Annotated in this window: 16 protein-coding genes; 9 read left to right on the forward strand and 7 right to left on the reverse strand. The window is 47.1% G+C overall.

The annotated features are described in order from the left end of the window. Positions 1 to 19: 19 nt before the first annotated feature. Both HXT60_RS04600 and HXT60_RS04605 read left to right on the forward strand, forming a co-directional pair. Positions 20 to 283, forward strand: a complete 264-nt coding sequence (locus HXT60_RS04600) for a type II toxin-antitoxin system RelB/DinJ family antitoxin (protein ID WP_004113434.1) — start codon at positions 20 to 22, stop codon at positions 281 to 283. Next, complete coding sequence (locus HXT60_RS04605; protein WP_004113436.1) at positions 276 to 536, forward strand: Txe/YoeB family addiction module toxin; 261 nt, start codon at positions 276 to 278, stop codon at positions 534 to 536. Before HXT60_RS04600 ends, HXT60_RS04605 begins: the two co-directional genes overlap by 8 nt. Positions 537 to 545: 9 nt before the next feature. On the opposite strand, the gene HXT60_RS04610 is transcribed toward HXT60_RS04605, so the two are convergent. From HXT60_RS04610 to coaD, 6 genes are all read right to left on the reverse strand, one after another. Then, positions 546 to 1619 carry a tyrosine recombinase XerC gene (locus tag HXT60_RS04610; RefSeq protein ID WP_116439785.1) on the reverse strand — a complete coding sequence of 358 codons (1074 nt, stop codon included), beginning with the start codon at positions 1617 to 1619 and terminating at the stop codon, positions 546 to 548. 42 nt (positions 1620 to 1661) lie between these two features. Next, complete coding sequence (gene rnc / locus HXT60_RS04615) at positions 1662 to 2558, reverse strand: ribonuclease III (RefSeq protein ID WP_004117354.1); 897 nt, start codon at positions 2556 to 2558, stop codon at positions 1662 to 1664. A gap of 110 nt (positions 2559 to 2668) precedes the next feature. Continuing rightward, positions 2669 to 2863, reverse strand: coding sequence for a 50S ribosomal protein L32 (rpmF, locus tag HXT60_RS04620; protein WP_004113441.1), 195 nt, complete (start codon positions 2861 to 2863; stop codon positions 2669 to 2671). Positions 2864 to 3113: 250 nt separating this feature from the next. Next, positions 3114 to 3758: a YceD family protein gene (locus HXT60_RS04625; RefSeq protein ID WP_421790876.1), complete on the reverse strand. Its 645-nt coding sequence runs from the start codon at positions 3756 to 3758 to the stop codon at positions 3114 to 3116. Positions 3759 to 3760: 2 nt separating this feature from the next. Further along, on the reverse strand, positions 3761 to 4672 hold the full coding sequence (locus HXT60_RS04630) for a hypothetical protein (RefSeq protein WP_421790878.1): 912 nt from the start codon (positions 4670 to 4672) through the stop codon (positions 3761 to 3763). Between the two features lie 73 nt (positions 4673 to 4745). Then, positions 4746 to 5315: a pantetheine-phosphate adenylyltransferase gene (gene coaD, locus HXT60_RS04635; protein WP_014554409.1), complete on the reverse strand. Its 570-nt coding sequence runs from the start codon at positions 5313 to 5315 to the stop codon at positions 4746 to 4748. A gap of 336 nt (positions 5316 to 5651) precedes the next feature. On the opposite strand from coaD, the gene HXT60_RS04640 reads away from it, so the two are divergent. Continuing rightward, positions 5652 to 7061 carry a nicotinate phosphoribosyltransferase gene (locus HXT60_RS04640; protein WP_421790880.1) on the forward strand — a complete coding sequence of 470 codons (1410 nt, stop codon included), beginning with the start codon at positions 5652 to 5654 and terminating at the stop codon, positions 7059 to 7061. Here HXT60_RS04640 and HXT60_RS04645 read toward each other — a convergent pair. Further along, complete coding sequence (locus tag HXT60_RS04645) at positions 7058 to 7405, reverse strand: DUF3039 domain-containing protein (RefSeq protein ID WP_014554407.1); 348 nt, start codon at positions 7403 to 7405, stop codon at positions 7058 to 7060. The genes HXT60_RS04640 and HXT60_RS04645 overlap by 4 nt on opposite strands. 139 nt (positions 7406 to 7544) lie before the next feature. Between HXT60_RS04645 and cysS the strand changes: the two genes are divergently transcribed. The 6 genes from cysS to rimM all read left to right on the forward strand — a co-directional run bounded on the left by cysS (position 7545) and on the right by rimM (position 14012). Then, positions 7545 to 9134: a cysteine--tRNA ligase gene (gene cysS, locus HXT60_RS04650; RefSeq protein ID WP_421790882.1), complete on the forward strand. Its 1590-nt coding sequence runs from the start codon at positions 7545 to 7547 to the stop codon at positions 9132 to 9134. Positions 9135 to 9206: 72 nt separating this feature from the next. Beyond that, the gene (ffh, locus tag HXT60_RS04655) at positions 9207 to 10907 is read left to right on the forward strand and encodes a signal recognition particle protein (protein ID WP_004114574.1); all 1701 of its coding nucleotides are present in this window, start codon (positions 9207 to 9209) and stop codon (positions 10905 to 10907) included. A 25-nt stretch (positions 10908 to 10932) separates the two neighbouring features. Further along, positions 10933 to 12003 (forward strand): endonuclease/exonuclease/phosphatase family protein, encoded by a 1071-nt coding sequence (locus tag HXT60_RS04660; protein WP_285085115.1) that lies wholly within the window; start codon positions 10933 to 10935, stop codon positions 12001 to 12003. Positions 12004 to 12721: 718 nt separating this feature from the next. After that, positions 12722 to 13183 carry a 30S ribosomal protein S16 gene (rpsP, locus tag HXT60_RS04665; RefSeq protein ID WP_421790884.1) on the forward strand — a complete coding sequence of 154 codons (462 nt, stop codon included), beginning with the start codon at positions 12722 to 12724 and terminating at the stop codon, positions 13181 to 13183. Between the two features lie 2 nt (positions 13184 to 13185). After that, the gene (locus tag HXT60_RS04670) at positions 13186 to 13419 is read left to right on the forward strand and encodes an RNA-binding protein (protein WP_004113470.1); all 234 of its coding nucleotides are present in this window, start codon (positions 13186 to 13188) and stop codon (positions 13417 to 13419) included. A gap of 8 nt (positions 13420 to 13427) precedes the next feature. Then, entirely contained in the window at positions 13428 to 14012 is a 585-nt protein-coding gene (gene rimM / locus HXT60_RS04675) for a ribosome maturation factor RimM (protein ID WP_421790886.1), read from the forward strand. Positions 14013 to 14044 lie beyond the last annotated feature (32 nt).

A 14044-nucleotide genomic window follows, 5' to 3' on the forward strand; every position in this document is an offset into this window, starting at 1 on the left:
TAGAAAGGTGGTAATTTAGATGACAACAAATACAGTGAACATTAATTTCAAGCTAAATGCAGACGATAAACGACTTATGGAAAATGTTTGCCGAGAACTAGGGCTTTCAATGAGTGCAGCATTCACAATATTTGCTAAGAAAGTTGGAAGAGAACACAGAATACCATTCGAAGTTTCAGCAGATCCGTTTTACAATCCGGAGAATATAAGTCGTCTTAAAAAATCCATAGCACACATGGAAGAAACAGGCGGCACTATACACGAGGTTCCGCTCGATGATTAAAGCCTGGACAGATGAAGCGTGGGAAGACTTTGAGTACTGGTCTAAGCAAGATAAGAAAACTCTTAAGAGGATCCTTCAGCTTCTTAAAGATATTGATCGCAACGGATATAACGGCATAGGTAAACCAGAACCTCTGAAAGGTGATTTTTCTGGATACTGGAGTAGACGGATTGATGACTGTAACAGAATAGTTTACCGAATCGATGGAAACATAATGAGAATAGTTCAGTGCGGTTCACATTATGATAGATGATCGCAAAATCTACGCACGCGGGAAGGCTTGCGAGTAACGCTGTTTAAGAGCCTGAATAGAAACGTGCGTGTAGCGCTGCGTTGTGTTAAGCGACGAATGCCCCAAAAGCTCCTGAACCTCGCGAAGGTCCGCTCCCCCGTTGAGCATATGTGTTGCAGCACTGTGGCGAAGCGCGTGCGGCGCAACATCTGGCACGTTTGCAGCAGCTGCAGCCTCGTGAACAATGCTCCTAACAATGCGCTGGTCAATGCGCTTTGCTCGCGCGCCCAAAAACAGCGCTTGCGAGCTTGCGGCAGATTTTTCTTGCAGCGCACTTCTCCCACAGTCAAGCCACTTTTTACACGCTTTTGCAGCAGGAACACCGAATGGTACTACACGCTGCTTGTTTCCCTTACCTGTAACTTTTACAGTGTGATTTTCAAAATCCATATCTTGCACATTAAGACCCGTAAGCTCCCCCACACGCATGCCCGTGGCATATAAAAGCTCTAAAATCGCAGCATTTCTGAGTGCGATTACATACTCTTGTTTCGTTTCTGTTTGAGATTTTATTTTAGATTTTATTCGCATTTTTATTTGCGACTTTAGTGGTGTATTTTCTTGATGCTCGGTTTCTGGCGACTTATCCACAGCATAATCTTCAGAACGATCCTCAGCACAATCCAATAACTTTTCCGCTTGCGCCTCGTCTAAAACCGTAGGAAGCTCATTAACAATTTTAGGTGTATTAAGAATTTGCGCAGGATTTGCGCTAATCAAACCAACGTGCGTAGTCCACGCAAAAAAGCCGCGCACAGCCACTACTTTGCGAGCCAAACTAGAGCGCGCGTGATTCTTATTAAGCCAATACATCCATTGACGCAGAACGCTTGTAGACACAGAATTTAAATCAGAAAGATCGTTTACACCACACCATTCAAGACATTGCAAAACATCTACCCTATATGCGCGAAGAGTGCGACTTCCAAGGCCTTTATTTGAACGCAAATAATCAATATACCGATCGGATAAGTCGGAAGCTTCCGTTGACGATACCAAACCATCGTCAAATAATAAATCATTATTATTACGACTGCTAGCCATAGAACCGCCTCAAATCGCTTATATCACAGCAATCAGAAAGCTCTAATTACCGCTTTCTCCGCTAGACTTACGCCTTCTATCCAACACGTGCCAAGCTTTATCTGCAGCAGCAAGCTGAGCCTTACGCTTACTAGAACCATCCGCCTCACCCAACAGCTCGTCGCCGCTTTCGTGTGCCAAAACCGCGCGCGCATGGAACACGGGCGCATAATCTGGGCCAGAAACCGACATCCTATATTGCGGCTCGTCAAGCCCCATCTCGTGCGCCAAAACCGTAAGCGAAGTCTTCCAATCCAGAGCAGGACCTTCTGTAAGAACCTCCGCCAAAGTGTCGTCAATCAAACGATGCACTACAGCGCGCGCCTCGTCAATGCCATGCTCAACAAAAGTCGCGCCAATAAGCGCCTCAACAATATCGCACAAAATCGAGTCTTTTTGAGCGCCGCCATGCTCCATCTCGCCATGACCCAAAAGAATATACGGTCCAACGTGCAACTTATCTCGCGCAACCGCGCTCAAAGCCCACTCCGAAACAGCCTTAGCGCGAAGCTTAGCCAACTGACCTTCCGTCATATCTGGGTGAGCAGAAAACAGCGTTTCTGTAGAAACAAGCTCCAAAACAGCGTCTCCCAAAAACTCTAGACGCTCGTAGTTTTTAGTGCCTGGATGCTCGTGCGAAAACGAGCGATGAGTGAGCGCCTCAACAAGTAAATCTGGCGAAATCGTAGTACCGAGCGCGCGTAAAAGCTCCTGAGTAGGGTCACCATCATGAGTATGTCCGTCTTTAGAACGCGTAACACCTATGCTGCTAGTTCTAGCATTTTCTGGATGATTTGGGTTCTGATAATTGCGATTTTGAACGTCATTTTTTACATCATCTTGAATGTCATGCTGATCTTTTGTATTGTTCCCACTCATATTTTCAACATTATAGCGCATGCGTTGAAGTCGTTGATTTACAACCTCATGCAATTTCAAGCTCAATAAAAGCGTGCAAAAACACAAGAACCCTGCCACCCGTCGATGGCAGGGTTCTTTTAAAATACAACCTACTTGGTGTGCGCAGAGCGAATTGCTTCGCGATACACACGACCGCGGAAGTTACCGCAGGTTGGGCAAGCCATGTGAGACAACGCTGGCGAACCGCAGTTCGGGCAGGTAATAGTCTGCACGGCAGAAGCCTTCCAATTGGCGCGACGCGAATGAGTATTAGCGCGCGAGGTCTTGTACTTTGGCAGTGCCATAATCTTTCCTCTATTTCGTTCAACCGATTGAGCTTAAGCGTTCTGTATATTACAGCAAGCGCCATACATTATTCAGAAACACACTACATGGCAGGTCGTGTCGTTCGCGCAGATTAGCTGCGCTCACGCCTTCGCCGCCGTAGAAGCACACCGTGCTTCTACGCTAAGCGGCTCAGCGCTCCGAATTGCCTTTTCGCGCTACGCTCTAAGCGAAAAGGCAGGTCGTCGCGCACTACGTAATTAGTGTAAATCAGCCGCGATTTTGCGAGTTTTCAAGCTTTTGCTTAAGTCCCTCAAGCGCCGCAAACCGAATATCCGTAATATCGTGATGATGATCTGGATGTTCGTTCAAGTTTTCTCCACATTGCGAGCAAAGGCCCTTGCAATCTGGCTCACACAAAGGTTTAAGCGGCAGCTCGCTAACCATTGTGTCCCTAATCAATGCCTCGATATCAGCAAAGTCGCCTCCGCCAACCAGTGGATACACGTTTCCAGAATCGTCGCCCTCGTCCCAAATATCAGCATCTTCTAAATCATCATTATCGCCATTAGATCTATTAGATTTAGAATTATTGGAACGCGCACCACCCTTGCTTTCCACCTGTGCAAAGAACGCGCACACATCGACGCTCCAATCCCTATGCAACGGCATCAGGCATCTAGAGCACTCTGCGTGTACGCGCGCTGTAATCGTACCCTGGAACATAAGCCCATCCACTACGGAATCAAAGTTGCAGTCTACTGTAACATCGCTCCCTGGCTTCACGCCAATAACGCTGTCTCCTATACCTTCTGGCGCCGGGAAAACGCGATGCAATTGCATGCTACTTCCTGCTCGTGCCGCCATTTGCGCAACTGGTACCGCCCATAAAGACTGGGAGGGATGCGATGCCATTTTTAGTTCCTTTCTTCGCTTTCGTTTACAACTTCTCCATTAACTTGTCTGTTAATCTCGTCTTGCACATGCGCCGCCGCACGCCTGCGTTCTTCTAGAACTCGCTGACCTGCTTGAACATCCTGCTCTAGCTTGTCTAACTGCTGTTTTAAACCTTCCATAACCGTAGCACTGTACTGATCCGCACCACGCGTGAGTTTATCAGCCTTTGCCTGCGCCTCGTTTACGATTCCTCGCGCCTGATTTCTTGCAATGGCGACCACGTTTTCTTGCCCAGCCAAGAATTTAGCTCTCTCTTGTGCTTCTTCAATCATCTGAGCAGCCTGGCTTTGCGCAGAACTTACGATTGAATTTGCTTGAGCCTGAGCCGTGCGCAAGCGTCTCTCTGCCTCTCGCATTAATGCACTCGCGCGCTCAAGTTGCACTGGTAGCATGTCTTTTAACCTAGATAAGTAGTCGCCGAATTCTTCGCGATCAATCTTTGCCATTCCAGCAGAAAACAGCACGCCTTTTGCTTCATTTAACGTAGTTTCCATTGTGTCGATTATGTCGTAAACCGTTGTGAATTCTTCACGCGACTTTGTCCGCACTTCTTCGCTTACTGTTTGCGGATTAGCGGCTTTAAACACGTTTTCTTTTTCATCTTCAAATTCTATTGCACCACCGTCTTCGCGTTCACGCAAATCTGGCATTGGGAACAAGTTTTGCGCATTATCGCCAGCAACCGCAGAATCAGCAGAAGAATCGCCAGCACTATCATCCTTAGTCTTATTTGCCGCAGGCACTGCGTCGTAAGCTTCAAAAGCAGCACTGGGCGAATCATCGTTGTTTGCAATCACTGGATTTAATGGCAACTTTTGGCTGCGATTTGCCGATACTTGGCTTTCCATTGTGTCGTCTTCGTTTTCGCTCATTTTTTCTCCTTCGCTAAGTAGCTGCTCTCTGTTTCTCCTAATAATTTTATTTTATTATTTTAATTTTATGACTTTATTGTACGTATTTTTGTGATATTGCAATTGTTTTAGAAAAAACGTTCTGTAAAAGTGGAACCACATTATCTGGCACCATTCCCGAAACGTCTCCGCCGTGACGAGCAACATCTTTTACAACGGAGCTAGAAACATGTTCCAAAATAGGGTCTGCAGGCAGGAACATGGTTTCTATCCCAGCAAGCTTGCGATTAACCAGAGCCATTCCAAGCTCCGCCTCATAGTCACCATTTTGGCGCAATCCCTTAACTATTACGGTTGCGCCGACTTTTTTGCAATAATCTGTGATAAGACCATCTGTTGAGGCAACAACTATTTTGCACGCTGGCGACTGTGCTGCTCCGCATAAAGGTGGAGCAAATTCCCCGACTGGAAAATCATTTTTTAGGTTTTTAACAGCATTGCGAATAATATCCACACGCTCCGATTCGGAAAACATTGGCGTTTTTGCCGCGTTAACAGCTACCAAAACATGCACTTCTTTAAAGAGATGCGTACAACGTTGTATCACGTCTAAGTGTCCGGCTGTAACGGGATCGTAGGAGCCTGGGCAAACAGCTATAGTCATGCTTTTAGATTACCACGAATCTGACACTATCCAGACACAAGCCGCAACTAGCATATTTTGCACGAGTTTGTACTGGATTTACTGCGTATTGTGTCGTTCGCGCGTTACAGCGCGCTCACGTCTTCGCCGCACGTAAAGTCCACTGGACTTTACGTTTGAGCGGCTCAGCGCTACGAATTGCCTTTTCGCGCTACGCTCTAAGCGAAAAGGCAGGTCGTCGCGCACTAATCGTAGATAGGCATAGGACTATGATTGGCTGCAGGTAAAAGTCGCTTATAAAAGTCGTAAAGAACGCGCTTTAAGTTTGATTACTAAAATCGCAAGAAAGGATTGAAAATGCTTGATTCTTTTGATTTCTCAAAGTCCGAAGCAAAGTCCGAAGTAAAGTCTTACACAAACTCTTCCGTACTCATGACAGACATGTACGAGTACACAATGCTCGACGCAGCACTAAAAGACGGCACAGCAAATCGCAAATGCGTTTTTGAGATTTTTACTAGGCACCTTCCTCAAGGCCGCCGCTACGGAGTGGTAGCAGGCACAGGCAGAACCCTAGAGGAGCTAGCGCGATTCCACTTTAGTGACGAGGACTTACGATTTTTGCAAGACCGCAAAATCGTTAGTAAAGACACCATTAAATGGCTAGAAAACTACCATTTTAGCGGCAAAATCCGCGGTTACAGAGAAGGCGAAATGTTCTTCCCAGATTCGCCGATTTTGCAAGTTGAAGGCACTTTTGGCGAGTGCACGTTGCTAGAAACGTTGCTACTTTCCGTGCTTAACTACGATTGCGCAGTGGCGAGCGCCGCCGCACGCATGGTTTCCGCGTCTGCTGGAAGGCCGTGCATGGATATGGGTGGCAGGCGCACAAACGAGTGGTCGGCTGTGGCTGCTTCTCGCGCGGCGGTAATCGGCGGTTTTAAAGGCACGGCAAACCTGCTTGCGGCAAAGCTTTACGGGCTTAAGGCGATTGGAACGGCCGCGCATTGCTTTACGCTTGTGCACGATTCGGAGCGCGATGCCTTTGAGTCACAAATTGCAGCACTCGGAAAAGGAACAACGTTGCTTGTAGACACATACAACGTAGAAGAGGCTGTTAAAACCGCCGTGCAAGTTGCTGGTGCAGATCTTGGCGGTGTGCGCATTGATTCGGGCGATTTGTGCGTTATGGCTCGTCGCGTTCGCGCTCAGCTCGATGCGTTGGGTGCTAAAAATACTAAAATCACGGTTACGAACGATTTGGACGAGTATGCGCTCGCATCTTTGCAAAATGCGCCAGTTGATTCCTACGGCATTGGAACAATGCTTGTTACAGGTTCGGGCGCACCTACTTGCGCAATGGTTTATAAGCTTACGGAGCGCGAGGGCACAGATGGAGTTATGCAACCTGTTGCTAAGAAGTCTAAGAATAAGGCGACTGTTCCAGGGCGTAAGCTTGCGTACCGTTCCTACGATTTTAGCGGCGGTGCGAATGGCGGCGTGGCTAGCAATGGCGTAGCCGATTGTGAGCATGTAATTTCTGGCTCGGAGAGTGCGCTCGCGACTTTTAAGCCGCAAGATTCTTGGGAAGATTTGCTAGTTGACTACGTGCAAAATGGCGAATTTAATACAGAGTTTATGGGTCATGACGCAATTATGCGCGCACAGGACTATTGTGCTAAAGCACTTAGCAGACTTCCGATTTCTGCTCAAAGTCTTATGCGTGGAGACCCTGCTATTCCTACAGAAATCAACGTTTTAGGCTAAAAGCCCAGATTGTTCATCTCTTCGTAGATTTTTTTGCACTCTGGGCAAACAGGGTAGTCGTTAGCTTCGCGTTTTGGAATCCACACTTTTCCACACAGTGCTACAACTGGGCGCCCAGTCAAGCGCGATTCGATTACGCGATCCTTGGAAACGTAGTGTGCAAAGCGGTCTGCGTCACCGCCATCGTCCATTCGCGCTGATTCATCTACCTCTGGCTTTTCAAGTATGCTCGTGCTTGTGCTAGACCCAGAATCTGGGAGGCTTTGTGAATCGTCTTCCATAACAGCGTTCAAATTAGCAGCGTTTGGATCTTCGCTATACTTTGAATCATTTGAAAACGTCATTGCATCCCTTTCGTACAAATCGCGCTTTGTTGATTGCGACTCATGTTTATACAAGCATAAGTCATAATCGCAACAAATACTCGAATCGACAACTTCGAGCTTAACGCGTGAGTTATTAGCTAAACATATAATTGAGATTATGCTTGAAAATACGAACAGAACTCTTACAGCAGCAGCCGCACAATTGCGCCTATATAACACAGCAACGCACAACACTAGCGGGTTTACAACAGTTACTCCTGGCCACGTTGGAATGTACGTGTGTGGCGCAACTGTGCAAAGCTCGCCTCATATAGGTCATATTCGCGCAGCAATCGCCTTCGACGTTGTTCGCCGATGGCTTTTGCGCCTTGGCTACACTGTTACTTTTGTTAGAAATGTTACAGATATTGACGATAAAATCATCAAAAAAGCTAGCGAAAATGGCCAAACATGGTGGCAGCGCGCCTACATTTACGAGCGCGAGTTTACTGAAGCTTACAACACTCTTGGCGTTATGCCGCCTACTGTGGAGCCGCGCGCGACTGGTCACATAAACGATATGGTGGAGCTTATACAGCGCTTGATTAATCGCGGACATGCATACGCAATAACAGGCGCGAATGGCAATCCTACTGGAAACGTGTATTTTAGTGTGCCAAGTTGGCAAGATTACGGCGCTCTAACACATCAAAATGGTAATTCAGACGGCAGCAATAGCGACGACAAATCCAGCAAAGCCGACAAATACAATCCAGTTGACCCTGCTGACGCAAGCCCAGATAAGCATGATGCTCGCGATTTTGCGCTTTGGAAAGCACCTTGCGATTTTGACCAAAAAGACGCGCGCTGGAACACGCCGTTTGGAGCAGGACGCCCAGGTTGGCACATTGAATGCTCGGCAATGAGCCACCGCTATCTTGGCGATGCTTTCGACATTCACGGCGGCGGACTAGACTTGCGCTTCCCACACCACGAAAACGAGATGGCGCAAACACTCGCTGCTGGATGGAAAAGCGCAAACGTGTGGATGCACTCCGCGTGGGTTACATCTAAAGGCGAAAAAATGAGCAAATCTCTTGGAAACGGTCTTTCGGTTCAATCGGTTCTGGCTCAAAAATCCGCGTGGGTTGTGCGATACGCGCTAGGCGGCGTGCAGTACCGCGCAATGCTTGAGTGGTCGGATCAATCTTTGACCGAGGCACAATCTGCTTATGATCGCATATCTAACTTCCTCGAGCGCGCAAATCGCGTAATCGAAAATCAGCCAGATTATGCGGAAGTTCAAAGCGTTGATGCAGATAATCTTCCAAAAGATTTTACTAAAGCTATGAACGACGATATTAACGTTTCGGGCGCGTTGGCTGCGATTTTTACTGCGATTCGCTCTGGTAACGCGCTTTTGGATGACTATGCGCAAAATCAAAACGAAAATCAAAGCAACGGCATTAAAAGCCTTATTAAGACTTGTGTTTTGCAAGTTCGTGCAATGCTAGACACTCTTGGACTAGACCCTTATTCTCCACAATGGCGCAATCTTTCGCAAAAATCGCAAGATTTAGGTGCGAATAATGGCGCAAGCGCGGAGCATAAGGTTCTTGAATCTTTGATTGCAAATCAGCTTGAACAAAGGGCTATTGCACGCGCAGCTAAGGATTTTGCACGCGCAGACGCGATTCGCGACTCTTTAACCGCCGCTGGCGTTGTAATCGAAGATTGCGCACAAGGGTCATCGTGGCATTTGTCTTAAGTAAAAGCAATGTAAACATGATAAAAAGCAATACAACAAAACATTCCAAACAACCTGTAGAATAGAGCAATTATGGCAGCATTTAGTTCGTTAACAGAAAGACTTTCTGGCGCATTCAAACACTTGCGCAGAAAAGGGAAATTATCCGACGCAGACATCGACGGCACGATTCGTGAAATTCGTCGTGCGCTTTTAGACGCAGACGTAGCTCTAGATGTTGTGCGATCGTTTACTGCTAAAATTCGCGAGCGCGCACTAGGCGAGGAAGTTTCTAGCGCACTGAATCCTGCTCAGCAAGTTGTGCGAATTGTAAACGACGAGCTTACAAACGTTTTGGGTTCAGGCGTTGATAGACCGCTGAATTTTGCAAAATATCCACCAACTGTAATCATGCTTGCTGGTTTGCAAGGCGCTGGTAAAACAACGCTCGCTGGAAAGTTGGGCTACTGGCTTAAGGATTCGGGTCATACGCCTTTGCTTGTTGCGGCGGATTTGCAACGTCCTAACGCTGTTACGCAGCTTGAGGTTGTTGCAGAGCGTGCAGGTGTGGCGATTTTTGCGCCAGAGCGAGGCGTGCAAAGTGACGGTGGTAGCGAAGTTGTTTCGGCTGGTTTAGCCACTGGAGACCCTGTTAAAGTTGCGCGAGATTCTATTGACTACGCGCGCGCAAAAATGTACGACACGGTTATTATCGATACCGCTGGTCGCCTTGGCGTGGACGATGCTCTTATGCAGCAGGCGCGCGAGATTCGCGATGCTGTTAATCCGCAAGAAATTCTGTTTGTTATAGACGCCATGATTGGTCAGGACGCTGTTCGTACGGCTCAAGCGTTTAACGAGGGCGTTGACTTTACGGGTGTTGTGCTTTCTAAGTTAGATGGCGATGCACGAGGCGGCGCTGCGCTATCTGTTGCAAGCGTTACAGGAAAGCCGATTTTGTTCGCTTCTACTGGCGAAGGTTTGAAGGATTTTGAGATTTTCCATCCAGATAGAATGGCTTCAAGAATCCTCGACATGGGCGATATTCTAACGCTTATTGAGAATGCGCAAAAACAGTTTGACGAGGAAGAGTCTAGAAAAGCTGCCGCTAAAATATCTGAAGGAACTTTTGGACTAGACGACTTTTTGGATCAGCTTCAGCAGGTTAAAAAGCTTGGTTCTATGAAGAAGATTCTTGGTATGATGCCTGGAATGGCAGCGCACAGACAGGAACTTGAGCAGTTTGATGACCGCGAGATAGACCGTACGGAAGCTATTATTCGTTCGATGACGCCTAAAGAGCGCAAAGACACCAAGATTATTGATGGTTCTAGGCGCGCGCGCATTGCAGCTGGCGCAGGCGTTCCAGTTTCTGCAGTGAATGCGCTTTTGCAACGCTTTGAGCAAGCAGCTAAAATGATGAAGCGCATGAGCAATGGCGGCGGCGCAGGAATGCCTGGAATGGGCGGAATGCCTGGGTTTGGCGGTCCTGGCGGAAAGTCTAAGCGTAAAGACAAGAAGAGCAAGAAGAAGGGCGGAAAGTCCGGTAATCCTATGCGTCGCGAGGCCGAGGAGCGCGCGCTTAGAGAACGCTTGTCTGGAAATTCTTCTGCAAATAGTGCAAATGATAACGCGAATGGCGAGTCTGCTTTTATGAAGAAGAAGCAGGACTTGCCTAATAATTTGCCAGAAAATCTTCAAAATCTTATGAGTGGCGAAGGTGACTTTGCTGACGAAATGCCTGATTTACCGCCTAATTTGGGCGGCGGACTCGCAGGTCTTTTCGGCAGATAACGCGAATAATACGAATAATCAGTAGATGATTTACGCTATTTTACTTGCGATTTTACTTGTTGCACTTGTTTTGCTTCTAGCTTGGCAGCTACTTAGGTGGCTGCCAGCTGGAGCGGATAGACTAAAGCCACTGCCATATGTTATTGCATTGCTTCCAATTGCGCCGTTTTGCGCTGCACTTGGGCAAGTCGCCAGCGCTGTGGCTGCAGTTGCAACACGATCGCAAAATGAATTTTATAAATCTTATTTATTTTTGTGCGTAGCATATGCGCTGTTATTCGTAATCTCTTTAAAATCGTATACGCCGTATTGGGCAGTAAGATTGCTGCGAATAAAACAGGAAAAATCGCCAGAATTATCACTAGAAAAATCGAGAGAAATCCGCGTTATGACGCTTAATTGCAGATATGGTCGCGCAAACGCAAGTCAAATAATAAAGTTAGCAAAAACGCATAAAATCGATACGATTCTTTTACAAGAAGTAAGCAAAAAACTTGTAAAAAACCTTGAAAAACTTGGGATTAAGCGCGATTTTCCACATGTGCAATTGGGAAGCGCGAACGGACATGAAAATGGCGGCTTTAACGCGATTTATACGCGACTAAGCAATGTTAAATCTTTTGGTAAGTCGATTAAGATTGATGCAGCAAACGTGCCAATTGTTACGTCGGTCACTTGCGACTCATCCGCGGAAAATCTTTTAATAACATTCGCTTCGGCGCATCCAAAGTCGCCTATGCGCGGATGTGCGGCTTGGAGCAGCGGAATAATGGCGCTTGCAAAAATCGGCGAAAATCACAATGAAAACAACGTCAAAGACGTCAAAAAAGTCAAAATAATCGGCGGAGACTTAAACTCTACTCCAGACCACCCAAGCTTTAGAGCGCTACTAAAATCAGGCTTTTTAGACGCATCAATGCAAATCGGCAAGCGACTAAAGACTTGGCCAACGTGGCAAAAATGGCCGAATCTTGCACTTGACCATGTGCTAGTAAAATCAACAGGATGCAACGCTATAGCCACAGAGCAACGCGCGATTCGCGTGGATGGAAGCGACCACTTTGCGTTAATCGTTTGCGTTTCAATCCTACTCTAGTTTGCCGCCTTCTTCGCGCGAATAACTATGCTCTTTGCATACAATACCCCACTAAGTCAGGTAGAGATTCGAGATTTTTCGCAGCGAATGAAGCGAACCTCAGCATCTTTGATGGTGATTCGCTGAAGTAGCAAGAAAAATCGAGAATCTCGGTGATTAAGTGATACGCAATTGTTCAGACTTGTAAGAGGGCTGGGTGATTCTTGGTCGAACAGTATAAGAGCGGCAGCCGATACCAAATAATCCAATGATCAACCACTACAAACAAACTTCAACCAAAAACAAAATAAAAGCCAAAACGGAACAACCGCAACACCAGACAACACGTAATAGGCGGAGCGTTGTGCGAATCGACGACTTCGAGCTGCATAATGCGCGAGAAGTCACCTCGATTCGCTGAGCTTGCTCAAAGTTGAAAGCACAGTGTGCTTTCAACGCAAGCGAAGGCGCGAGCGCGGCTAATCCGCGCGAACGTAGAATTAGCCAGCCCTCATACAACAGTAAACAGAGAATGTCGCGCGCTACGCTCTAAGCGAAAAGGTAGGTCCTGTCGTTCGCACGGTCTAAGCGCGTGAACGTCCACGCAATCAGTCATAATAGAAAAGTTATTCGCGTGAATCGAAGCCCTCTTATCGATCACGCGAGGAACAGTGGAACTCGCAAGGAGTGCCCCACACCCGAGCGAAATTCTACGACTCTAGTTATAAGGAGAGCCATTTTGGCAACCAAGATTCGTCTTAAGAGATTGGGCAAGAAGTTCTACGCCTTCTATCGCGTTGTAATTTCTGATTCGCGCAACAAGCGTAACGGCAAGTCCATCGAAGAGATCGGCATCTACGATCCAAACAAGCAGCCATCTTTGATTCAGATTAAGTCTGACCGCGCACAGTACTGGCTTGGCGTTGGCGCACAGCCAACCGAACCAGTGTTGAAGCTGCTAAAGATTACTGGCGATTGGCAGAAGTTCAAGGGTCTTGAAGGTGCAGAAGGCACTTTGAAGACTTCCGAAGCTGGTCCAGACGCACAGGCTCGCGTTGAGGCTGTAGAAGCCGAAGCTCAGAAGCTTAAGGCTGCTAAGTCCGAAGCCGCTGCAAAGGCTCAGTCTGCTGCAGAAGCCGCTAAGAACGAAGCTGAAGAAGCTCCAGCAGCAGATGCTGAAGCCGAGGAAAAGGCTGAGTAATTATGCTGGCTCAAGCTGTGGAACATCTCATTAAAAACATCGTTGATTTTCCAGATGACGTGTCCGTGCGTTCTCACGAAAACGCTCGCGGCGAACTCTTGCGCGTGCGCGTAAATCCAGAAGACATCGGTAGAGTTATTGGAAGAAACGGTCGTACCGCTAATGCCATTCGCGTTGTTGTACAGGCTCTAAGCCGCCACAACGTTCGCGTAGACATTATGGACGTACGTAAGTGAGATTGAACGTGGCTAAAAACCAACTTTTTGACAACCCTCAGCAAGGTTCAAACAACCTACTGAGGGTTTGTCGTATTGGAAAAGCACAAGGACTAAAAGGCGAAGTCACTGTCCAAATTTTTACCGACGAACCTTATGAGCGCTTTAAAGCAGGCAATGTGCTTTACACGCAAGACGGCGAGCGCAAGTTTACAATCGAGTCTGCGCGAACATTTAAAAGCCGTTGGATTTTGCTTTTTGAACAAAGTCTAAATCGCAACGATGCAGAGGCCTTAAACGGCTTAGAGCTTTACACTAAGGCTCAAAGCGCGCAAGAGTTAGAGCAAGAAAATGCTTGGTATATTAAGGATTTGGTGGGTCTTAGCGCGCGCATTTGTGAGAATAATTCACTTGGAGTTGCGCTGCGTGAAATCGGCAAAGTCGTAGACGTTATTGATGGTGCTCAATCATTGCTTAAAATCCGACTTTCAACTCCTGTTGGCGATGATAAAACTGCGCTAGTGCCTTTCGTTCAAGCACTGGTTCCAGAAGTTAATCTTAAAGAAAAATATTTAACTTTAGATCCTCCAGGTGGATTAATCCCAGGAATCTAAAACACATGATTTAAGCTTAAAGGCTTTATAAA

This window comes from Gardnerella sp. KA01002 (assembly GCF_049244015.1).
Classification (GTDB): Bacteria; Actinomycetota; Actinomycetes; order Actinomycetales; family Bifidobacteriaceae; genus Bifidobacterium; species Bifidobacterium vaginale.